Origin of the sequence: Aureispira anguillae, from assembly GCF_026000115.1 — a bacterium.
Classification (GTDB): Bacteria; Bacteroidota; Bacteroidia; order Chitinophagales; family Saprospiraceae; genus Aureispira; species Aureispira anguillae.
Genome location: NZ_AP026867.1, coordinates 2816978 through 2841652, shown reverse-complemented (window position 1 = coordinate 2841652; position 24675 = coordinate 2816978). Strand labels below are relative to the sequence as shown.

Annotated in this window: 16 protein-coding genes; 8 read left to right on the top strand and 8 right to left on the bottom strand. The window is 36.0% G+C overall.

Annotated features, from left to right (window positions below; genetic code table 11):
- Window positions 1-334: 334 nt before the first annotated feature.
- The 3 genes from bioB to AsAng_RS11045 form a co-directional block, all read right to left on the bottom strand.
- A complete protein-coding gene (gene bioB, locus AsAng_RS11055; RefSeq protein WP_264792842.1) occupies window positions 335-1324 on the bottom strand; it encodes a biotin synthase BioB in 990 nt (329 codons plus the stop codon).
- Window positions 1325-1596: 272 nt separating this feature from the next.
- Window positions 1597-2235 carry a DinB family protein gene (locus tag AsAng_RS11050; protein WP_264792841.1) on the bottom strand — a complete coding sequence of 213 codons (639 nt, stop codon included), beginning with the start codon at window positions 2233-2235 and terminating at the stop codon, window positions 1597-1599.
- A gap of 14 nt (window positions 2236-2249) precedes the next feature.
- A complete protein-coding gene (locus AsAng_RS11045; protein ID WP_264792840.1) occupies window positions 2250-2666 on the bottom strand; it encodes a hypothetical protein in 417 nt (138 codons plus the stop codon).
- A gap of 632 nt (window positions 2667-3298) precedes the next feature.
- On the opposite strand from AsAng_RS11045, the gene AsAng_RS11040 reads away from it, so the two are divergent.
- The 4 genes from AsAng_RS11040 (at window position 3299) to AsAng_RS11025 (ending at window position 8990) form a co-directional block, all read left to right on the top strand.
- Complete coding sequence (locus AsAng_RS11040) at window positions 3299-3994, top strand: glycosyltransferase family 2 protein (RefSeq protein ID WP_264792839.1); 696 nt, start codon at window positions 3299-3301, stop codon at window positions 3992-3994.
- 2 nt (window positions 3995-3996) lie between these two features.
- Window positions 3997-5487, top strand: coding sequence for a cellulose synthase family protein (locus AsAng_RS11035; RefSeq protein ID WP_264792838.1), 1491 nt, complete (start codon window positions 3997-3999; stop codon window positions 5485-5487).
- Window positions 5488-5898: 411 nt separating this feature from the next.
- Window positions 5899-8106 (top strand): methionine--tRNA ligase, encoded by a 2208-nt coding sequence (metG, locus tag AsAng_RS11030; protein WP_264792837.1) that lies wholly within the window; start codon window positions 5899-5901, stop codon window positions 8104-8106.
- A gap of 83 nt (window positions 8107-8189) precedes the next feature.
- Window positions 8190-8990, top strand: coding sequence for a hypothetical protein (locus AsAng_RS11025; protein WP_264792836.1), 801 nt, complete (start codon window positions 8190-8192; stop codon window positions 8988-8990).
- Here the strand turns inward: AsAng_RS11025 and ytxJ are convergent, their stop codons facing one another.
- On the bottom strand, window positions 8991-9314 hold the full coding sequence (gene ytxJ / locus AsAng_RS11020; RefSeq protein ID WP_264792835.1) for a bacillithiol system redox-active protein YtxJ: 324 nt from the start codon (window positions 9312-9314) through the stop codon (window positions 8991-8993).
- Window positions 9315-10047: 733 nt separating this feature from the next.
- On the opposite strand from ytxJ, the gene rimM reads away from it, so the two are divergent.
- Window positions 10048-10563 (top strand): ribosome maturation factor RimM, encoded by a 516-nt coding sequence (rimM, locus tag AsAng_RS11015; protein ID WP_264792834.1) that lies wholly within the window; start codon window positions 10048-10050, stop codon window positions 10561-10563.
- A 116-nt stretch (window positions 10564-10679) separates the two neighbouring features.
- Complete coding sequence (locus tag AsAng_RS11010) at window positions 10680-12155, top strand: hypothetical protein (RefSeq protein ID WP_264792833.1); 1476 nt, start codon at window positions 10680-10682, stop codon at window positions 12153-12155.
- Here AsAng_RS11010 and AsAng_RS11005 read toward each other — a convergent pair.
- From AsAng_RS11005 to AsAng_RS10990, 4 genes are all read right to left on the bottom strand, one after another.
- Window positions 12133-14508, bottom strand: a complete 2376-nt coding sequence (locus AsAng_RS11005) for a TonB-dependent receptor (protein WP_264792832.1) — start codon at window positions 14506-14508, stop codon at window positions 12133-12135. The two genes, AsAng_RS11010 and AsAng_RS11005, sit on opposite strands and share 23 nt — an antisense overlap.
- Window positions 14509-14815: 307 nt before the next feature.
- On the bottom strand, window positions 14816-17188 hold the full coding sequence (locus tag AsAng_RS11000; RefSeq protein WP_264792831.1) for a TonB-dependent receptor: 2373 nt from the start codon (window positions 17186-17188) through the stop codon (window positions 14816-14818).
- Between the two features lie 175 nt (window positions 17189-17363).
- Complete coding sequence (locus AsAng_RS10995) at window positions 17364-18566, bottom strand: T9SS type A sorting domain-containing protein (protein ID WP_264792830.1); 1203 nt, start codon at window positions 18564-18566, stop codon at window positions 17364-17366.
- Between the two features lie 146 nt (window positions 18567-18712).
- Window positions 18713-19420, bottom strand: coding sequence for a prominin family protein (locus AsAng_RS10990; protein ID WP_264792829.1), 708 nt, complete (start codon window positions 19418-19420; stop codon window positions 18713-18715).
- A gap of 964 nt (window positions 19421-20384) precedes the next feature.
- Between AsAng_RS10990 and AsAng_RS10985 the strand changes: the two genes are divergently transcribed.
- On the top strand, window positions 20385-22277 hold the full coding sequence (locus tag AsAng_RS10985; protein WP_264792828.1) for a T9SS type A sorting domain-containing protein: 1893 nt from the start codon (window positions 20385-20387) through the stop codon (window positions 22275-22277).
- A 1117-nt stretch (window positions 22278-23394) separates the two neighbouring features.
- Window positions 23395-24561: a ribonuclease D gene (locus AsAng_RS10980; protein ID WP_264792827.1), complete on the top strand. Its 1167-nt coding sequence runs from the start codon at window positions 23395-23397 to the stop codon at window positions 24559-24561.
- The last annotated feature ends 114 nt before the right edge of the window (window positions 24562-24675 follow it).

Sequence of the window (24675 nt, the reverse complement as noted above, 5' to 3'; positions counted from 1 at the left end):
TACGTAGAAAAACAAAAAAAGATATAGGATAGCGCAAAAAGAATAATTTAAACAGCTTTACTAAACAAAATCAATTGGTTAGTCCTATTTTACTAAACGTTAATAAACGGAGTAAAAGTATGTTTGAGGCTAAAAATGTGCTCTTTTTTCTATTACCCTGTGGGTTTTTTGCCTTTTTTGTAGAAGGAAAGCAAAAACCACATCTTTAACAACATGATTTATAAACAAATAGTTGCGTAGAGCTACCAAAATTTTAAAAGCCAATTACTTTTTGTTTCAAAAGTAATTGGCTTTTTTATTTTGTCCCAACGGGAACTTATACGTTGCTCAATATTTAGAATTCTGTTGCTGCTAGTTCTTGTTCTTGACCTTTAAATGCAGCCATTGGTTTTAATCCCAATAATTCAAACATAAGTTTATCTTGATTAACTTCTGGATTAGGTGTTGTTAGCAACTTTTCACCAGCAAAAATAGAACTGGCACCAGCCATAAAGCACAAGGCTTGTTCAGTGATCGGCATTTCTTGACGTCCAGCAGATAAGCGAACCTGTGATTTAGGCATAATAATACGAGCAGTAGCAATCATACGAACCATATCCCAAACAGAAACACGCTCTTGGTTTTCTAATGGAGTACCTTTTACAGCGACCAAGGCATTAACTGGAACGGATTCTGGATGCTTAGGCAAATTCGCTAAGGTAAACAACATGGTAATTCTATCTTCTGTTGTTTCGCCCAAACCAATAATACCACCACTACAAACATTGAGACCTGTTTCTCGAACATGTTCCAAGGTATCTAGACGATCCTGATAGGTGCGAGTAGTTATAATTTCTGCGTAATGTCCTTCCGAGGTATCCAAATTGTGGTTGTAGGCATGAAGTCCTGCTTCTTTTAAGCGTTCAGCTTGTTCTTTGGTAAGCATGCCAAGCGTACAGCAAACCTCCATTCCCAATGTATTAACTCCTTTAACCATGTCAATAACACGATCAAATTGTTTGTTATTTTTTACGTTTCTCCAAGCTGCTCCCATACAAAAACGGGTAGAACCATTTTGTCGAGCAATGCTTGCTTTTGTCATTACCTCATCTAAGGAAAGTAAACGTTCAGGTTCTAAATCTGTGTTGTGATGAATAGATTGTGGGCAGTAGGAACAATTTTCGGGACAACCACCTGTCTTAATCGATAGAAGCGTAGATACTTGTACTTCACTAGGATCATTATTCTTGCGATGTATGGTAGCCGCTTCATAAATTAATTCTAAAAGTGGCTTGTTGTAAATGGCTTCAATTTCTTCTTTTGTCCAATCGTTGCGTAAGCTCATAGTACTTATTTTAATTTGAAGGTTTGAAGATTTGAGTTTGGAATGAAACAATTTTCCATTAGTTCTAATTCAAATCAATTAACTTGAAAGCAAAAGTAATTAATAAAATTGGTTCTTTGATAATTTTGTCAATTCTAGTTGAATCAAAAAAAAATGAATTTCCAAGATTAATAAGAAAAAAAAGTAGGTAGGGATTTGTTTATCAGTTTTGTAGGTGTGTTTTAGCTTTAGCCAAGGATCAAGCTATTTTTTAATTTCAGAAACAATTGAATCTAATTTTCTCGCTCAGAAAATAGGGCATCCAAAGGAAAATTCCCTGGAAAATAATCGTGATAAAGAATGCGTTGAGCTTGAACAATATGACGTTCTGTATGATAAATTAGCATCTTTAGCATATCCCCAAGCCGAATATTAACAAAGCCAAAAAACAGGGCATAAACCCGTGCTTTCTGTATATTAATCGTCTTAGAATCAGACAGCATTTTGTCTATTAGTTGTTGACGTTCCAAAAAATCCTTGATAACAGTTGCTCCATTCAATTGGCTCGATGAAATGAGTTGTGGATTATATTTTAAGGGCGACTCTAGCTTGTTCTTGACTTGGTTGTCAGGTCTTAGTCGAAATTTACTCACATAATAGTGCCCTAACCAGCCCCTAGTGAAGGTAGGAAGCGGTTTTGTTTTTCTTGCCTGAGCTGATGCAATTGTTTTTAGGGTAGCAGGAAAATAATAATCTGCTACATAGTTGAGGTGCGTTAGGCATTCTGCAATGCTCCATTTTCCCTCTTTTTCTCTCCAATTAAGTTGCTCATTGGTCAAATTAGGGAAATCTCGAGCAACAATTTCAGATAGGCGCTGATTTAATCGTTCCAGTTGACGAATCAAGTGCTGGGTATCAACAGTTTTTGGCATATATCGTATACTTCTTAGAATAAAATTCCTGTAATCAGTAAATAGGCACCTGTACCCATTGCCACTAAACCTGAGCTTATTTTATAGGGAGTTAGGCGCTCATAAATTTCTTTGCTTTTTGCTCTAGCATCTTCACTAAGTTCATCCAACAAAAAGTCTTGCAAAACAGGGTAACCTAGCAAAAATCCCATAACAATACAAGAAACAATACAGGCTGTGCAAATAGACCCATAAATGAAGTTGGCCCTAAAATAGGTAGTGATGCTTAGGAGCGACAATGTTCCTACAATAAGGGATGCTGCACCTATAAACGCTTCGTAGGGCTTGATTTTTTGGATTAGGTTGGCCGCATCAGGCGATTTTTTGATAACAACAGAAGCGGCAGCAAGTGAGCCTGTGACGATGGCTAAAATTGGTAATAATAAACTCATAATAATAGAATAAATATTTTATAATATTGGGTTCTTTGGCAACTCTGGTGGGATTTTAAGTTTGCCGTAGCATTTTCTAATATCAAGGTAAAAAAAAATAACTTTAGTTTAATTACTTTATAAGTCTTATTTATTAATCCTTATAAAATTTGTTGTGGGTTGCTACAGTTTAGCAAAGGTAATTAATAAAATTTAGATGGATGCATGCTGTAATAATGCAGTTTCTACTTTTTTGTTTAACCAAAAAGTGAAGTTACACACTTGTCGTTGACTCTATTTTTTTTAAAACGCTTAAAAATAAAAGAAAATGAGGCAAAATTTTAACACTTCATTTTTTTGGATGGTAATTTTTCTAAATTATTTCTTAGTGTGACCTAAAACGTTATAGATGACTTAATTCTTCATGAAATGTAGAACTTAGCTTTTGAGATCATATTAAATTAATGTTTAATGTTTTGCTCAACAGTTAGAAAAGCTATAAAAATTTGTTGTAAACTGTTTTTTTTATACTACTTTTGCGGCATATTTAAACGATCGCTACCAAAAACAACTTTTTAGACGGATTTATTTTAGGTTGAATAGGGGCGCAAAAGGATTAGCATCATCTTAAGAATAACAAAACATAACGTTAAATGATAAAAACAGCAGATATCGTTGTTATCATCCCTGCCTACAATGAAGAAAACTCGGTAGGGCGTGTTATAAAAGATATTCCTAAAGATCTTGTTAGAGAAATTATAGTAGTCAATAATAATTCGAATGATAAGACAGCAAATGTAGCCGCCAAAGCAGGAGCAGTGGTTTTGGATGAATTGCGGCAGGGCTATGGTTTTGCTTGTTTGAAAGGGATTGACTACTTAAAAAAAATGAAAAAGAAACCAGACATTGTTGTCTTTTTGGATGCTGATTATTCAGATTATCCTGAAGAGACTTATCAATTAGTGGCACCAATTTTGGAAAGCGATGTAGAGATGGTAATTGGTTCACGAACAACAGGAAACAAACAACAGGGGTCTATGACTCCTCAACAAGTGTTTGGAAACTGGTTAGCAACAAAACTTATTAAATGGTTTTATGGGGTTATTTATACCGACTTGGGACCCTTTAGAGCAATTAGATACGACAGACTGATAGACTTAAATATGTGTGATGAAACCTATGGGTGGACAGTAGAAATGCAAGTCAAAGCTGCAAAGCATGGACTTAAAACGACTGAAATCCCTGTCTCTTATCGAGTAAGGGTTGGCAAATCAAAAATTTCAGGTACTATCAAAGGAACTATTTTGGCAGGTTATAAAATTATTACAACAATATTCAAACATAGATAAACGTGGAAATATTGATCATTGCGTTGTACGCACTTCCCCTCATTTTTATTTTTCTTTATAGTTGCGTGCAGTTGCACCTTGCAATTAGCTTTTGGTGGAGACGCCGCAAAGAAAGAAACAATGCTGTTATGACAGACGATTTTGTTCCTACAGTAACCATTCAATTGCCTGTATACAATGAGCTCTATGTAGTAGAGCGTTTGTTGGATGCAATCGTGTTATTGGATTATCCTAAAGACAAGGTTGAAATTCAGGTTTTGGATGACTCTACGGACGAAACGGTACAAATTATTGCAGATAAAATCAAGAGCTTAGAACACCATGGTTGGGACATTCAGCAAGTAAGACGTCCTGAGCGTGTTGGTTTTAAAGCTGGTGCATTAGCTTATGGCTTGACCATTTCTAAAGGAGAATTTGTGGCAGTATTTGATGCTGATTTTATTCCACATTCTGATTTCCTAAAAAGAACGATTCCTTATTTCAAGGATGAGCAAATTGGCGTTGTACAAACAAGATGGGAGCACATGAATAAAGATTATTCATTCCTTACTCAAATGCAAGCCTTGGCATTGGATGCTCATTTTGTAGTAGAGCAAATGGGACGTAATATGTCTGGGCATTTTATGAATTTTAATGGAACTGCTGGTCTTTGGAGACGTGCTTGTATTGAGGATGCAGGAGGCTGGTCTTCAGATACCTTGACAGAGGATTTAGATTTGAGCTACCGTGCTCAATTAAAGGGCTGGGTATTTAAATACTTAGGAGATGTAACTACTCCAGCAGAGTTGCCCGTTGCTATGAATGCTTTTAAAAGCCAGCAATTCCGTTGGACCAAAGGTGCTGCTGAATGTGCTGTAAAGAATTTACCACGAGTTTTTAAAGCCAAAGATATGGGCTTTGTGGATAAATTGCACGCCGTATCACATTTGATGAATACAGGTATCTTTATTTGCATCCTATTGTTGTCTTTGAGTAGCATTCCTTTAGTTTGGATTCAGTACGAATATCAAAACCAAAATGTTATCTATAATGATATTTTGTCTTATGCTGCTTTGGGATCGTTGAATATGATTATGGTTTCGCTTTTCTTTTGGTTGTCTTATGAACATACAAGAGGCGGTTTCTCTTTGCAAACGCTATTTTCATTTGTCATTAGATTTCCTTTCTTCTTGGCATTGTCTATGGGTATGGCATTGCACAATGCTATGGCCGCTTTTGAAGGCTATATTGGCAAAAAGACACCTTTTGTGCGTACGCCAAAATTCAATTTGGAAGATAAAAAAGCAAAGGGGTGGAAGAAAAATAAATATTTGTCAAAAGGGGTAAGCCCAGTTGCTAAAGCAGAATTATTTTTGGCCTTGGTATTTTTGTCTACTATTATTGTTTCTATCTATAGTGGTGTAATTGGAATGTTGCCTTTTCACATTTTAGTATTCTTAGGATATACTATCATTAGTGGCTATTCTTTTGTTCATGCTAGAATGATGAGCTAGATAGAACTTAGCAAGATTTTTATATAAAAAACACAATAAACACTAGCTTTTTTAAGGCTAGTGTTTATTTTTGCCCCTATGGGAACTAAAGAAGCATTTTTGGTGTAATTATTCATTCAGCAAAAAAACTTATTCCCTAAAAAGCGTGTACAGGACAAAACAGTAGGAATTAAATAAAGTAAGGGATTAATGGAACTATTTTTCAGGTCTTAGATCAAGCCTGCTCGATCATTACATTCATACGTTTAGATTATAGACCCTATTAGGCTGTTATAGGGTCTATAATCTAAAAGCAAAGCGATCTAGTATCTAAGATCGAAATATAAGTTTTAGCTTAAACTGTACTTTATCAGTATCCTTTACCTGTTTTGTCTTGTACTCAGCCTAAAAAGTTAAAAACAAAAAAAGTCAATGAATAATAAAAAACATACCATAACGGCTGCATTACCTTATGCTAATGGGGCTTTGCATTTAGGACACTTGGCAGGAGCTTATTTACCAGCAGATATTTATGCTCGCTTTTTGCGTTTGCAAGGTAAAGATGTTGCCTTCATCTGTGGTTCTGATGAGCATGGCGCAGCAATTACAATCCGAGCAAAAAAAGAGGGGAGAAGCCCCCAAGAAATTATTGATACCTATCATAATTTAAACAAAGAAACCTTTGAACGTTTAGGCATTTCTTTTGATAAATACCATCGTACAAGTGCGGCTTTACATCATGAAACAGCTCAAGATTTTTTTAAAACCTTATTAGAAAAAGGGGGCGAATTTGAGGTAAAAGAAAGCGAACAGTATTACGACGAGGATTTTAATCAATTTTTGGCAGATCGTTATATCGTTGGAACTTGTCCAAAGTGCGACCATCCAGAAGCATACGGTGATCAATGCGAAAAATGCGGTTCTACTTTATCTCCTACGGAGTTAATCAATCCAAAATCTACCCTGAGTGGTAAATTGCCTGTGTTAAAAAAGACAAAACACTGGTATTTTAAATTGGATAAGCACAGCGATTGGCTAAAAGAATGGATTAATACTGGAAAAGTAGATGGCAAGCAGTTGCACGATCCCAAAACTTGGAAAACGCATGTTATTGGTCAGTGCAATTCTTGGCTAGAGGAAAAGGTAGATCAAGAAACGGGAAAAAAAACGGGCGGATTGCTGCCTAGAGCCATTACTCGAGACCTAGATTGGGGAATAAAAGTACCCGTAGAGGGGGGAGAAGGCAAAGTGTTGTATGTTTGGTTTGATGCGCCTATTGGTTATATTTCTGCAACCAAACAATGGGCATTGGAGAATGATAAAGATTGGGAAAGCTATTGGAAAGGAGAGGACATAGAGTTGGTGCATTTTATTGGAAAGGACAATATTGTTTTCCATTGTATTGTGTTTCCTGCTATGCTCAAAGCGCACGGCGATTATGTCTTGCCCAAAACGGTTCCTGCCAATCAGTTCTTGAATTTAGAAGGAAAGAAATTTTCAAAATCTAGAGGATGGGTGATCGAACAGCATCAATATTTAAATGACTTTGATGCTTTCCCAAATAAAGAAGATGCCTTGCGTTATGCTCTGATTCGTACTTTGCCAGAAAATAAAGATGGTGATTTTAAATGGGATGAATTTGTAGCACTACACGACAATGAATTGGTTGCTAACTTAGGAAATCTAATCAATCGTGTAATTACATTAACACACAAATATTACGAAGGAAAGGTGCCTGCGGCCAACCCAACTACTGTGATTAAGGATGTGGAAGAAGATAGCACAACAACTATTGAAGAGGCCTTAAAAGTCTTACTCTTGAAAGTAGAAAAGTTAGAAACTTGTATCCTAAACTATGAATTTAAAAATGGGGTACAGGCACTAATGGATATTTCTAGTTATGCTAATATCTTATTGCAACGCAATGAGCCATGGAAAATCTGGAAAGGAGAGCCCGATTCTGAGTTGGTGAAAGGAGTGATGAATTTAAGTTTGCAAATTGCTACTGTTTTGAGTGTTGCAAGCCAACCTTTTTTGCCTTTTACGGCTGCAAAATTAAGAAATTTGTTGGGGCTAGAGGCTTTACAGATAGGTGATTTTGATCGTCTTAAAACACTTCTTGCAGAGGGAAAAACGCTATTGGAAAATGGTCATGCAATCAATACGCCTGAATTGTTATTCGCCAAAATTAACGATAGAAAAGATAAATCTAGACTGGCATTGGTGGAGCTTCAAAAAGAAAAGTTAGAAGTACTCAAACAAAAACAGGCAGCAGCAGAAGCAGCGGCAGCCAAAGAAGCCGAACCTGTCAAAGCAGAATGCACCTTTGATGATTTTGTGAAGGTTGATTTTAGAACAGGGACGATTGTTGCTGCGGAAAAAGTCAAAAAGGCTAAAAAATTATTAAAACTAACCGTGGATTTAGGCTTTGAGTCTAGAACGGTTGTTTCTGGTATTGCCTTGCATTATGAACCAACTGAAATTATTGGTCAACAAGTGGTCTTGGTGGCTAATTTAGCTCCTCGAAAAATGATGGGAATTGAATCGCAGGGAATGATTTTAATGGCTGAAAATGAAGCTGGTAAATTAATTTTTGTGAGTCCTAAAGATACGGCTATGAATGGAGGTGCTGTTAAGTAATGAAGCACAAGGATGGATTGTAAATTTACAATCCATTCCGTTTAGTTACTTAGATAATAAATGTTGAATTGGATAAAGCCCCTATGATGAAAAAAGCACTCTTGATATTGATTGCCGTATTAGCATTGAGTGAAAATGGACAAACACAATTCCTAAAGGAATATGTGCGTTCGTTTTCATTGAAAGAAAGCGATACGATTTTAATTGATTTGCAAATTCCCTATGAGATTATTGATTGGGATAAAAAAATTGTTCGAACCTTTACTCAGGTAGAATCCTTTAGTTTGCCCGATGACTTTCTCAAAAGGCTGGCTAGAAAGGGACGTTATAGCATGCGTGGTAAACGGAAGGACAAAATTCTTCGAGTTCAGTTGCCAGAAATTCATCATGCAATTACTGTTCAAGGAATTGCCTTAACAGATGAGGTAATTGCTCAGATTTATGTGCCCAAAAATTTTCCTGTAAAGGTGATTTGTAATAGCAAAACGGCAACAGAACAACTAAAAGATTTGTGGTTGCAGCAAGAGGTGTTGACTCGTCGTCTAAAATACCCTATTCGCAAAGCTATTAATTCAGATTATTATGCAGATGTGAAGTTCCAAGATGGGCAAATCATTGCTGCCAAGGAAATAAAAGGGACTAAGCGATTTTTAGAATTAACGGTTTTATCCAATGGCGTTGAGTATCGCTTGGTTAGCAGGATAGGAAAACTGTATAAGATTACAGAATTAGTTAATAGAATGGTTGTTTTTGTAGCGCATGATTTTACCAAAGAGTTGCGCAATAAACCCAACGAAGGAATGCTGCTAATTCAAGAAAATGAAATCGGGGATTTGGTCTTAATTACTAAAGAAGATATCCCCGATTTCCTGCTGTTGAATTAATTATAGAAGTTCTCCCATAGCATCTACATCTATTGCCCCATGTGAAGCATTATAGATTGCTTCTCCTTTTTTTACTAGGATCATTTGAGGCGATTGGTGTTGAATATTAAGCTGATCGGCGATAGCATTGGACACATCTCTATGGGCTATTAAATCCAAATAATAAGCATCAATATCTAAGTCCCAAAAGCGCTCAACGCTTTTTTTTGCCATTAAAGAAACCGAGCAACGGGTACTGTGTTTGAATAAGGCTACGGGCTGATTATGAGACGCTTCTAGAGCCGTTTCTAGGTCCTGAATGGTATTAAGCGCTTTCCATTTCATATTGATATTTTTTTTTTGCTTAAATAAATGTTGGTATAATTTTTTTAACATAATATTGAGTTACTTTAGGCCTAAAGCTTCCATAAAGATAATTAACTAAGTGGATTTAACAACAGACCTAGCCTATAGCTGTACTTAATTATTTTGGTTCTTTGACAAATGGTGTGGAATCGTAAACTACCTTGCCTGCTTATTACTACTTTTGTTATAAGTTATAGGTCGTAAGTCGTATGCTTAGTTCCTGTAAATACAGGACATACGACTTACGACTTATAACTTTCTACTAAACCACATAAACGTAGTGCACGAGAGTTTGGTATGGTGTACCAACGGAGATGCCTAGCAGCGAAGCTAAAAAGTAGTTAAAAGCTTACCCTTTTTTAGTGTTTACCACACGATTTATCAAAGAACCATTATTTTTATATCGTCCATTTTTATTACACCATGTATTTAGTATATTGTAATATGGATTATTTGTTTACCTGACAATTTCTATAAAAATTAAAATTGGGTTAGCTTTTGGCTATTTTTAGATCTCTTTGCTTTTGGAATTTAGGCATTATGCTCCATCGAGCCTTGTATTTAATGTCTAAATATGCAGGGATTTAGCTTCTAATAGCCGATTAGAAAAAGCCCATTCCATCAGATTTTAAAAAAGTAGGCATTTATTAGTTACTTATTAGTATAACAGAAATAGAATTAGAAAAGTTTTTAGAAAATAGCATAGAATAGAATGGAGTATATTGAGATTGGAAAAATAAAAAAGCCACATGGTTTAAATGGTGAATTAAAAGGAACGATTGATGAACGTTTTTGGGGAGATGTAGCCAAGGTAGATGCTTTTTTTGTAGAGCAAAGAGGAGAAAAGGCTCCTTTTTTTATTGAAGATTTGAGAGGAACCGAAACCTTAATTTTAAAATTTGAGGATATTGATACCAAAGAAGATGCGAGTCTTTTGACCAATAAACGACTGTATTTGCGTAGACAGGATATTTCTTTGAGCGAAGAGGAAATTAATGACACAGGGTTGGAATATAGTTTTTTGGAGGGCTATACCTTGAAAGAAGAAGAGGCGGGTAGAGTTGGAACCATCCAATATGTGGATGAGTATCCTCAACAAGAAATGGCAACCGTTGACACAGGAACAAAAGAAATTTTGATCCCACTAAGGGCAGCTTGGATCATTGATGTTGATAAAAATGAGAAGTTGGTTACCATGAGTTTGCCAGAAGGACTGTTGGACATTTAATAGTAGCGTTTTGTTTAGCAAAAATGTGAGGTTTATTCTTAACTATGAAATGCCATTACAGAGCATTATTGAATACCACCTGTGATGAAATTAATAATTAATATCGATCATTAATCATGCATAAAACTAAACTTGTAACACTTTTTCAGTATTTAAATTCTAGAGAAATTACTCGTTTTTCGGACTATGTGCATTCGCCATTTTATAATAAACATGCGGAGGTTAAGAAGCTATGTTTGTATTTAGCCAAGTATATTCCAAATAATAAGCGACAACATCGCCTCGAAAAAGAACGGGTATTTAAGCATTTGTATCCCAATAAACAATTTGATGGCAATGCTTTGCATAGCGTGGCTTCTAAATTATTGGGGCTATTGCATGATTTTTTAGTGATTACGACCCATGAGGATAAAAAAAATCAACATTTAATCAAGATCTTAGCAGAACTAAGACAGCGCAAACAATTCAAAGATTACAATGCAATCCTGCGTAAGATAGAACGTAGTTCAGATAGTTCGTATAGCGACATAGAAGATCTTTATTGGGAAAAATTTGCCTATTACAAAGAACTAGATGTAAATTTTATTACCCAAGGAGGTAGGAGCTATAATGAAAACCTGCAAATGAAAAATGATTTTTTGGACTTGTTTTTCATTACCAAAAAACTAAAAATTGCCTGTGATATGGTTAGCCGAAATAAGGTCATCGGCAGCAATTATCAATATCGTTTGGTAGACGAACTATTTGTTTATTTGAACCAGCAAAACAGCAGTTACGCTCAAGAACCAACCATTAAAATATACGCAGCAACCCTTAAAATGTTATTAAATGGGGATCGTACAGACGAGGAGTATTTTAATGTAAAACAATGGTTGGAAGAATATCAAGCTCTCTTTTCAAAATTGGAGCTAAAAAACATTTACGATTATTTAGAAAATCATTGCATAAGAGCTTATAAAAGAAATACCGCAAGCAATAAATATTTGCGAGAACTGCTTAGTATTTCCAAGTTTTTGGTTAAGCATGAAATTAATTTTGTAGATGGCTTTTTATCTGCGGGAGATTTTAAAAATATAGGCACGATTGCCATTAATCTTGGTGATTATAAATGGGCGGAAGAATTTATAGAAACCTATAAGGATGCACTGCTTCCCGAAGTTCGGGAGAGTGTTTATTCTTATTTGCTGTCTTTTTTATTGTATTCTACCAAGGATTATAAAGGTGCCTTGCAAGCCTTGTACAATGTCGTTTTTTCCAATTGGACTTATCATACAGGAGCAAAAATGATTCAATTGAGAATCTATTATGAGCTAGACGAAGGCGAAGCCCTGTATTCTCTAATTGATGCTTTTCGGAATTACCTAAAGCGAAACCAACAAATGACAGACTTGGATAAAGAAATGTTCTACAACTTTATCAATGTCATTCGCAAAATTTACAAATTGAGAGACAGTCAAGGGTTTATTCGCAAAGAAAAATTCCAGAAAGAAGTTGAAAAACTAGAATTATTTTTTGAAGCGGCAACGCCTATTGTTAGTAAAACATGGCTAAAAGAAGCCATAGAAACCATTAAAAATCAATCTGAATACTGATAACAGGCAAAAGACCCGATTGGTAACGAGGAAATAAGCTGTTTTTTTGTCGATCATAAGCATAATAAATAATATTCTTATGATTCGCCACATTTTGAATGTCTAAAGCAATGGTGTAAGAAAGTTTTTTGTGATCTTTTCGATAGGCAATTCGGGTATCTAATCTAAAATAAATAGGAGCCTGTGCCCCAAAAGCATTGTTGCTGTCCTCTATCAATGCGCCAGCGGTTTTGGATGCTGCTTCGTCAGCAGGGGTATAACGTATGCCTCCTGCCAAAAAGTTCTTAAGACCAACCTGTAATACGCCTCCTTTTTTGAACACAAACTCATAACCTCCCATTAAGCTAGTTCCCCAACCCTTATTGACCCTAGTGTTTCTCCACTCTGTATCGCCTAAAGATTTGTATTGAGATTGATAAATAGAGCCCGTTAACAAAATAAAAAAGTTTCGACCAAACGCTTTTTCTAGCGTCATATCTATACCATAGTTTTGTGCTTGCCCTTCCGAAATCATCGCTTCATAGCCATAAGCTTGACGCTCATTAAATAACCAATAAGTACTAGAACTATCAGGGCTAGTAGGAATATCAAAACCATATTGATAATAGGCTTCTAGCGTTGCTCGGAACCCTAAACCGATTACTTGTTGGTAAGAGAGGATGGCATGGTGCCATTTGGCAATTTTTAAATTTTTGTTGGGTTGGCTATAATTGCCCTGTTGATCTTTTATTCTAAGATAATACGTCCCAATTGGGATAACTTTCCCATGTAGACCATAAGCGGCACTAAGGGTTGTTTTCGAAAAAGGTTTGTATTGCACCGAGAGCCTAGGTTCAATACTATAAGTATTATTCATGGCAAAATACATAGCATGTACCCCAGCATTAATGGTCAGTTGACTAGTGGGGCGGTAGCTTCCTTGGGCGTAACCTTGCAGCAAAATATCCGTATTGGCATCTCCAAGGGCTAAATACTGCTGATTGACGGCATCTGTGGGGCGTCGTTCGCTTAGGTTGAGCCAATGGCTAATGGCATGAAACAACCCACCTGCTTTTAATCTAAATTGATTGCTAAATTTGTAACTATAAGTTAGATGTGCTTGAGTACGCAAAATTTTAAAGTCATAAACCTCAAAGGTATCTCTATTCTCTAAATTTGTGATTTCTGGTTCATACTGAGTCGAAAAAATGTGGCTAAAAACAGAACCAACGGTAGCTTTTAGGTAAGATTTTTCGTTGATAAGTCGGCGATAACTTAGCCCCAAAACTCCTAGGTTAGAGCCTGCTTTTTCGTATTGATAATCCCAATTGTTTTGCCAATCTGCGGTATCCTCTTTGACCCACCAAAGCTCGTCACTATTACCACCAACGCCAAAAATCTTAAATTCGTTTTTGTTGTCTTTAGAATTAAAAGTGAAGCAAAAAGATAAATCTTGAAAATTGTTAGAGGCATTTTCTCGAACGACATACAAGCCCATAGCATTTAGAACACCAAGTGTAGAATAGCGATAATTGATTAAATAAGAACTCCTTCCTTTTTTCATAGGCCCTTCTGTTGCAAAACCTAGTCCCACCAAACCAATTTTGGCAGAATGTTCTCGTTGCGTCATATTGCCTTTTCGGAATCTCATATCAAAAACACCAGAAAAGGCGTTGCCATATTCAGCAGCAAAACCTCCCGTAGAAAAATCAGTATTCCCCAATAATGCGGCACTAAAAACCGTAATCCCACCCCCCGTAGAAGCAGGGCGGGCAAAGTGAGTTGGGTTGGTGATCTCTAAGCCTTCTAAACGCCACAATACCCCCGCAGAGGAATTGCCACGAATGATAACATCATTTTCATTGTCTTGATCACTTTGAACGCCAGGAAGTGCTGCTGCCATACGCCCTGGGTCATCAATGCTTGCGGCATAACGTTTGGTTTCTTCTACCGAAAAAGAACGGGTACTAACGACAGATAAATCATTGAGGGCTTGATTGCCAACGCCATCTGCACCTTTAGATGCTTTTACCACTACCGTCTCTGTGACTTCTACCTGTTCCTTTAGCAAAATATCTAGGTAAGGTTCTTTACTAGAGGAGATAATCAGGTCTTCAGAGGTATAAGGCTCGTAGCCCAAATATTGAGCATTGATGGTTTGGCGGCCTAGTGGCACTTGTTCCAAAACAAAATTGCCATTTTCGTCAGAAACACTATTGATATTTGTTTCACTAACCATTAAGACTACACCAATTAGTGGCATCTGGCTGGCATGGTCAACTACTTTACCACGGATGGTTTGAGTTTTGTCGTCTTGGGCAACTAAAATAAAACTTGAGGTTAAATATAGAAACAAGCAAAATAGATATTTCATTAGCTAAACTTTTGTAGTGGCTTTCAGTATTTAAAAGCAAAAGTAGCTATTTTGAAAAGAATAGGCTAGTGAATGACTTAGAAATAATTGCAGGAGGAGGTTTATGCATCCAATTAAAGTGCTTATTTTAAATTTTAATCTTGCTGCCTATCAGAACAACAACTCGTCTTTGGCAATGAAGGGTTAAAAAAGAGTTTTATATTGTAAGCCTTGTTTTTAGAGTAGTTTTTAGGCAAGCCGAACAATATAAAACTCTATATAAAATTAGTTTCCAATCGATGAACGCTGAAGCTATAATCACTTAGTTTTAAAAATCAATTTGGAAACTGATAACAGGCAACAAGCCAGATTGATGGCGTGGTACTAAAGTGCCCTCAGTACGATCATAAATAAAATAGCGAACATTTTTGGTATTGGTAATGTTTTGTACATCCAAAGAAATGGTATAAGAAAGCTTTTTGTGATCTTTTCGATAAGCAATGCGACCATCTAAACGGAAATAAGTTCCAGAGGAAGCCCCCCAATAATTGTTGGTATCTTCTACCAGCACCCCTGCTTTTTTAGAGGCTTCAACATCGGCAGGCGTATAGCGCAGCCCGCCAGAAACAAAGGATTTTAGACCAATTTGTAAAACACCGCCTTTTTTGAAGGTAAATTCATAGCCTCCCATAACAGCAACGCCCCATCTTTTGTCAATTCTAGTACGTCTCCAAAACTCATCCCCCAAAGATTTGTATTGAGACCAAAACAAAGAACCCGTTGCCAAAATAAAGAAGTTGCGGCTAAATGCCTTCTCAATGCTTAAATCCACCCCATAGTTTTGTCCTTGCCCTTCAGAAACCATTGCTTGAGTTCCATAATTATCTCGTTCATTAAGGAACCAATAACCGCTATTGGGAATGGGGCTGGTTGGATTGTCAAAGGTATATTGATAGTAACCTTCAAGGTTGAGGCGAAAGCCTAAGCCAATAACTTGTTGAAAGGCGAGTATAGCATGGTGCGCTTTGGCAATTTTTAAATTTCTATTGGGTTGTGTAATTGCACCAGAAGCATCAGGCAATTGCAACAAATAAGTCCCAATGGGCAAGGCTTTGCCATGCAAACCATAAGCGGCACTAAGGGTTGTATTTTTGAATGGCTTATATTGCATAGAAACTCTAGGCTCTATACTATAGGTATTGTTGAGGGTAAGCAATAGGGCATGGAAACCAAAGTTAAAGGTTAGTTTTTCCATTGGGCGATAACTCCCTTGCGCATAGGCTTGCACCAAAAAAGTATTGCCATTAACATTATCCAAGTAATTATAATCGCCATTGCCATTGTCTACACTATTGCGCAACCAATAGGTATTGGCACTTAAAGAAGCACCTGCTTTTAGCCGAAAACGATTGCTTAATTTATTGCTATAAGTAAGGTGCAATTGACTTCTTAATGTTTTATAATCATAATCTTCAACAACATCTTTGTCTTTAATGTCCAGTGTGGTCAAATTGGGAATGGCTTGTTTTAGATAATGATGATTCAATACCGTTCCTAAGACTACTTTTAGGTAAGATTTTTCGTTGATTAAACGTCGGTAAGTAAAGCCTAAAATACCTAAATTAGAACCGTTTCTCTCGTCAATATAATCCAAATAAGTTTTCCATTCGGTTGTATCTTCTTTGGTAAACCATATTTCATCGCTTAAACCACCAATTCCAAAAATCTTAAATTCATCTTTATTATCTTTAGAGTTAAAGGTCAGGTTAAAGGATAAGTCTTGAAAATTATTTCCAACATTTTCACGAACAACATACATACCTATTGCATTGAGAATTCCCAAGGTAGAATAGCGGTAATTAATCAAATAAGAACTTCGACCTTTCTTAATTGGTCCTTCAGTAGATGCCCCTAAACCAATTAGTCCAATTTTGATAGAATGCTCTCTGTTGACCATATTTCCTCGGCGGTTTCGCATATCAAAAACACCCGATAAGGCATTGCCATATTCGGCGGCAAAACCTCCTGTAGAGAGGTCGGTATTGCCTAAGACAGAAGCACTAAAAACAGAAATTCCACCGCCTGTAGTGCCAGGGCGACCAAAATGAGTAGGGTTGGGAATTTCGAGTCCTTCCATTCTCCACAGTACCCCAAAAGCAGAATTACCACGAATAACAACATCATTTTCATTGTCCTGATCGGTTTGAATACCAGGTAATGCTGCTGCCATACGCCCAGGGTCGTCAATGCTTGCGGCATATCGTTTCGTTTCTTCTACCGAAAAAGAGCGAGCACTAACCACCGATAAATCATTGATTGCTTGATTCCCTACACCATCTGCACTTCCAGAGGCCGTTACGACAACGGTTTCGGTGACTTCGACTTGTTCGGTCAGCCCAATCTCTAAATACATTTCCTTGCTAGAAGAAATAATTAAATCTTCGGAAATGTAAGGTTCATAGCCAAGGTACTGAGTGGTTATAATTTGGCGACCAATCGGCACGTTTTCTAATACAAAATTTCCATCAATATCAGAGGTGGTATTTAAATCGGTTTCGGCCACTAAAATTACTACTCCAATTAGAGGCATTTGGCTGACTTTATCAACAACTTTTCCACGAATTGTTTGACTTGGGGTTTCTTGTGCAACAATGGAACAGATACCTATAAAAGAGCATAAAAAGATGAGTATATTTTTCATTCGTAGTTTTTTGGTGCAGTTGGGCAAAGAAGATAATAGAAACAACCGAAATAAAGAAGATTGAGCTTCAACTGCAATTAACAAGAGATTCTAAATGAAGGTAATAAAATTTAGGCAATGAAATTTGCCTAAGTTTTAAATTTATGTCAATTGAAAGGAGTTTTTAATAGAATTTTTATTCTTTGATGATTTTAGTCGTGAATATTTCTTTTTCGTTGTAGATGGTTAAAAAATAAATACCAGAATGTTCTTGTAAGGCGATCTCTATTTGTTGGGTATTGGTATACGTTTTCTTCAAAATAATTTGTCCTGTGGTGTTGGTAATTTGTACCGTAAACGTTGGCTGTGATTGCCCTAAATCAACGGTGAAATTTTGCACGATAGGATTTGGGTAAACTTTGATGTTTTGCTCTGTTGCTGTTAAGCTTGTACGGTTGGTAAAACAGTTGGTGCTAAAGTGGCTTGTAAGATCAATAAGGGGCCAGTTTGAACTAGAATAGGTGGCATTGTCTACTTGTATACAAGTTAGGTTAGGGTTGTAAAACGTCATGAAACTAGTAATCGCTTGATTGTTGCCATTTTTTACATTTAAGAAGGTTAATTGATTGTTGGCACACTGTAAGGTTTTTAGGGCGGAATTCTGGCTAAGATCTAAACTGCTTAGTTGATTGCGAGAGCAATATAAGTGTACTAAAAGGAGATTTTGACTAAGATCCAAGGCAGATAATTGATTAATGCTGCAAGAAACATTGAGAAGGGCAGGGCAGGCGGTAAGATCCAAACTTGAAATCTGATTAAGAGAACAATCGAGTCTTATTAAAGCGGTGTTTTTGGTTATATTAAAACTGGTCAATTGATTACTGGAGCAATCTAAATGAAGTAAGGCTGTGCAAGCACTAAGGTCTAAACTGTTAAGTTGGTTATTGTTACATTGCAATTGAGTTAGTGCTGTACATTGCGTTAAATTTAAACTTGTCAACTGATTATAAAAGCAATTTAAATGTTCTAATGCTGTATTTTGAGCCAAATTTAGGCTGCTAAGTTGATTAGAATGACAACTGAGGCTGGTTAGCGCTGTATTTTGGGTCACATTTAGATTTGTTAATTGATTACCCCCACAGTCTAGACCACTTAGGGCCGTAAAGGCTTCAATACCTGTAAGATCTAGGATGTTTCTATTGTTTACATTAAGATTTCCTGAAAAGGATTGGGCTTCTATGGTTTGGATTTCTGTATCCCCATTAGTATTGATGGCGGTATTGTTAAGCAATACTGTTTTGAAATTGGCATCGGGGATGGCGACAGTTTGAGCTTGAGCAAGACCTGTCAAAAATAGTAGCGTTAATAGTAAAAGGCTAGGGAAGATTAAATTTTTCATTGGTGGTGCTTTTATAAATGAATTAGTCGTTAGAGGACTTTGTTTTAGCTTTTTTGAAGCTTATAGAAGGGTAGGAAAACCCTAGTCTGCATGTTCTCTGATTTTAATACAGTAGAACATGCAGTGTGAAATAAGGGAAAATAAATTTATTGTTGATTTTGGGCTTTCTTCTTTAGTATAGAAATTTCTTTTTTTATAACACGCATACTGCGATTAATTTCGTCCAACTCTCTTTTTAGTTCTGACAATGGCACGCCTGCTGCTCTTCTGGATTTAAGGTTTCGGTCAAAATTTATAATTTTGATTTTCTCTGCTGCTAAAGCATCGTTTAATTCCAAATAGTGGACAATTTCTCGCTCTGGTAAGTTGGCTACTTCTTTTCGAAGCTCTGTTTCACTTCTTTTTATGGGTTCTTCAACTTTATTTGCTTTCAACGTTAGATATAAACCAATAAATAGAAAAGGAGTGCCAATTAGAAACATCAAAACAGTAGGAAATAAAATGAGTAAATTTAGCCCAAATGCTCCTGTTCCAAATCCTGCCAAAATAATAATAGAGGCAAGCAAGAAGCCAAGAAAGAGCGCTGAAAATATAATACCCAAGGTTAAAAATCTAGAGCCTGCTTTTTTTGAAGTGACGTTATTGGGATGCTTTTTGTATTTGCGGTTCCGTTTGTGTTTTTGTCTTTTTGCCTTTCTTTTTTTTGAATGGGTGGTTTTTTTTTCGGCAGGGGGCGCAATTCCATAAGAAACAGAACTTGAAAAGGCAATGGGGGAATTGTTGTTGTTGAGTGGGGGAAAAGATGGGAATGTGGTTATAAAAATAAGGGGAAATAACCAATGAATAATTTTCATAAAACTAATTTTCGTGAAATAAATATGCAATAAATTTGAATGCTTATGCAAGGTTTTTAGTAGCAAAAACAAATCTATTTGTTTGTAAAACATTGTGTATTTAATGATCGGTGTAATACAAAGTAAAATAAAATAATTGAATATTCATACAATTTAAAAGTTAAAACTTAAAAATCTTCTTTTTTTAGGCTAAACGTTATCCCTTTGATTCTTATAAAATGGATAGGGAATATTTTAAGTGTGAGGTGGGAATTAACAGCAGCAAGCAATAAAACTAGTTCGTAAGCGGAAGTATGCACTTATTTTTCATTTTCTTAATGCTGTTTTTTTTATATAAAAAACCTAAATTTTTTATTAGAATTTAATTTTGACCAAAAGGTTTAGTCTAAAATTAAATTCTGCCTATTGTTGGTAGTTTTTGTTTTTTATTGTATTATTGTAGTATCAATTGTAATCGGTTACATTACTCCGTTGAAAACCCGAACAGAGCTTGCGACCTCACGAACAGAGTGAGTAACAAGGCTCACGTAGTAAATTGTATCATATTATTGCATGAGTGCTGCGCAGTTGATTATTAGTATCATATGTTTTTGTAACTTAAAACATTAAAAAACTAAAAACCACGTAGTAGCAACACAGTTAATTAACGGAGTATTACGGTTAAAGAGTATAAGCAAAAGATAAGGATAATTTTTGTTTAGAGTAAAAACTAAAAACCTATTATTAAGTTGATTTTTTAGAGAAAAGTAATTGTCTAGACTTTCTCTAAACATTAGTCTTTAGTTCCATTTTACAATCAATCACCTCTTTTTAAAAATTAAGCAACTTTTGTTGTTTGATAAACTACTTTTATAGAGAATCATTTAAGAAAGAATTCCCACTTTCTGACGGAACACACACACACACAAGTAGGCTAAATACACACAACACACACACACATACATTAACGACATACTATTATATTATGAACAAATTGTATTTTTGGTGCATTCTGTTATGCCTCTGTAATAATCATTTATTGCAAGCACAATGCACCTCTGATTCTTTGCCTCCTACTGTATTTTGTAGGAATCAGCCACTTGCGGTTTACTTAAACAATACAGGCACAAAATGGGTGAGGGCGAGTAGGATAGATGCAGGGAGCGTCGATAATTGCGGCATACAACGTTATACCATAAATGGGCAAGACTCTCTTTTAGTCGATTGTTCTGTGGTGGGGTTAACTGCGCAAACTGTTTTGAGGGTTTTTGATTATGCAGGAAACTCAGCCACTTGTGCAACGCAGATTCAAGTTCGTGATACCTTGGCTCCCTTGGTTTCTTGTCAAAATATAACGACATATTTGGATAGTACAGGCTTGGTAACCGTTGTTCCAGATGATATTGATTTCTATAGTATGGATAATTGCCAGATTGCTAGTAAATTAATTGACGGCCAACAAAGCATTCAATTTAATTGCGATAGTATAGCAAGCTCTCCGCATGTTGCTAGTCTAACCGTAATTGATAACCATGGAAGGCAAAATAGCTGCCGAGCAGTTATTTCAATTGTAGACAACATCCCTCCAATTGCATCTTGTTTGAATACTATAACTGTTTATGTAGATAGCCTTGGACAGGGAACTGTTGCTGCCTCTGATTTTGATGCTGGAAGTGTTGACAATTGTGGCAACAATAATTTGTTTTTTCATATTAATGGAGACAGCGTATGGAATTACAACTGTTCTAAGATAGGACTAAACAACACCGTAAACTTAACCATTGGTGATGCCAATGGGAATATGGTAAATTGTGCCACTCAAATTCAGGTGTTGGATACCATTCCTCCTGTTGTACAGTGCAAGCCTGTTGAAGTGTATTTGGCGACCACAGGAAATGCTGCGGTATCAGCGGCGGATATTGACGACTTAAGCACGGATAATTGTGCCATAACAGCTCGAACTTTTCTAAACGGAAATTATATTAAGAACTATAGTTGTGTGGACGTTGGGGTAGATTCTGTTTACTTATTGATTCGAGATCCTAGTGGAAATACAGGTACGTGCGCAACAACAGTTACCATTAGAGATAGCATTAAGCCGACCATAGTTTGCAATGCTGCAAATGTTAATCTAACTGGTAATTCTCTTTGGATACTAACGCCTGCGGATGTGGGGGTAGCTTATGATAATTGTACAATTGATACGAGCTATTTAACGCCTTCTGTTTTTACTTGTCAGGATATAGGGACTGTTACTTATACTTTAACCGTTGAAGATGCGAATGGCAATTGGAATACTTGTTTAAATACGGTTCATATTTTTGCAGATACCCCAACCATTGTAACTCCTACTTATGATAGTTTATGGCATTGTACTGGTGATACGTTAAATATGGAGGGCATCTTGCCTAATAATGGCTTGGTTTATCAAGCCGATTGGATTGGTCCATTGGGGACAATTAGTTCAGGGCCTATTAGCGGACAAATAGACAGCTTAACATTTGCTCATACAGGAAATTATTATTTTACAATCGTTCCAAACAATGGACAAGGTTGTCCGATGACTGATTCATTTTATCTAGAAATTGATAGTTGCTTACTGGCGAATCAGCATCAGGCATTTACCTCTCCTAAAGAACCAATCCTTATATTTCCAAATCCTACTACTGGCACTCTCACTGTAACAACGCTAGGAGACCCAATTCAACAGGTAGTCATATACAACCTAGCAGGGCAAGTTGTTTTTTATAACGATTGGGAACGAGCGGCAACAGACGATTACGAGATTGATTGTTCTAGTTTGCCAACTGGAATGTACATTGTTTATATCCAAAGTGAACAGGCTAGGGTAGCCAAGCGCATCCAAATTGAACATTAAAAAGCGTTCTTTTGTAAGCTCATTTTGGATAGCGAAAAAATTAATAGAAAGGATCCAAAGTTATATTACATAATACTTGTAATATAACTTTGGATTTTTTTTTGTTTAGAGGGAACCCAAAGGGTTACTTTTACGAATGCCACTCCATCAATGATTAAATGGAGATAGTTTATCTCTTTTAATCAGAAAACAAAATAGCATTGATGGTCTCATTTGGTACAAAAAGACGGCTAAAATTTACAATCATTAGTTTTGCTTCATTAAGTAGGTGGATAAAAATAATTATGAATAAATTAAGCATCTTTTTCTACCCTAGCTGCGTTAAAAATCCTCGCTTTAGCCCGCTAAAGCTTTGGTTTTTGCCTTGTAGGCTAAAAAAATATACGTTAATTAATAGGACACTAATTTTGTCCATCTACTTACTTACTATTTTGAGAAGAATGCTTATAAAAGATGTAATAATTTTAGTTTCTAGCTGGTTGGAGTATAAAAAAAAGACAAGAACCTGCTTCTGTTGTCTTTAGAGAGACTTTTTATTAGAATATTGGTAATAATCAAGGGATAAATTCTTTTTTTTCTTTTATAAAGAAAAAAAAATTTGTACATTTCATGAGAATTAGCGTCGAGGGAAAAGCCCTAGGCGAGGTAATGGATAAACTTCATTGTTTTTGATGGTATTAAGAATTACTTTATGGTGCTTTTTATCTGATTTTGACGCCCATCAAGATTATTTGAAATTTATGTCAAAGAAAATTGTCATACATTCATAAAGATTCGTCTTATGTCTATTGATAATGATGGAATTATCTATTCCTATTAATTTGAACTATAGTATTTAGGAATGATGCTCCGACTCTAGCCCAGTTGGAGCATTTCTTTTTTTAGCAAAAATCTTTTGTGATAATGTTCGTTTTTATCAATGGTTTTTTAGCAAAAAAAATGAACATTTGTACGGTTGATGTGTAAGTTATACTGGATATAAATTGGATTTAATCCAAAGAACTATGATGAGTTTGCAATGCATGATGCGTATATTTGGAATCTTGGGATGAGGGTTGGGCTTGCAAAAACCAATGCCATTTTTTATTAAAAAGATAAATAGAGTAGAACGGTAAATATGAACAATTGGCAGTATATAGATAGTAATGAGGAATTGGCAGCATGTGTCGAGTTTTTAAATCAAGAAAAGACCATTGCAATTGACTTAGAATTTGATAAAAATCGTTATCGCTATGGATTTAATCTTTGTTTGATCCAGATTTTTGCAGGAGGAAAATGTTTTATTATTGATCCCTTGAGCAAGGGCATTGAACTCAATGATTTATTTAAAATTGTCGAAAATCCAAAGATTGAAAAAGTAGTGTATTCTTTTGGCGAAGATTTGAGATTGTTTCATTCTTTGGGCTGTTTTCCCCAGAATACATTTGATGTAGCAATTGCTATGCGTTTATTAGATTATCCGCCCGCTTCCTTGGCAAGCGCTTTGTTTGAAGTATTAGATATTGAAATCAGTAAATCTGCCCAAAAAAGCAACTGGTTTTTAAGGCCTCTTTCCGAAAAACAAATCGACTATGCGGCCAAAGATGTGCTTTATTTGATTGATATGAAGGCGGTATTAGTTGACTATGCTCAACAAAAAGAAATTTTGGCTTGGATAGAGGAAGAAAATAAAGTGATTGATAGGCTTTCTTATGCAGATGTTGACAACAATAATTATCTCAAAGAAAAAGATAAAAATGGGCTCTCTGAGCAGGAGTTTTACATTTTTAAAGGGCTCCTAGAATTTAGAGAGGTCATTGCCAAAAAATACAATCGCCCAAGTTATCAAATTATTGATAAAGAATATCTAAGAGAATTAGCTGAGCGCCCAAAACAAATTTACCGTTTTAGTAAGATAAAGGGCATTTATAAGTCGCTCAAAAATGAAGATTTTAAGGATGAATTGTGGGCAAAACGTCAACAGTTGGAGCGTGAAGCTGCACAATTAGGGCTTTCCAATACCGAAAGGGCATTAAAACGAGTGAGTTCAGAGGTTTATCAGGCTCGGAAAAAGCAACGAGCGATTCGGGATGAGGCTAAAAAGAATATATTTAAACCAATACAAGGACTCATTGCTCAAAATTATGGCGAAAATGTAGTGACTTATATTCTTGGAAATCGTTTGATGGATGAATTGGCAGTTGGCAATTTGGATAATTTACGCAATTATAAACGGGTATTAATTGAGCAATATGCTACGGAGCTGGGGCTTGATGTTAGTCGTTATTTGGCGATAGAGCCTTAACCTTTGTTTGTTTAAAAAAATATTCAATTGGATATAGTTGTACCAAAGGTAATCAATGAACGAAAATTCCTTTGCCCTAAATCCAACCACAAGAACTTTCTAAGCGTCTATGCT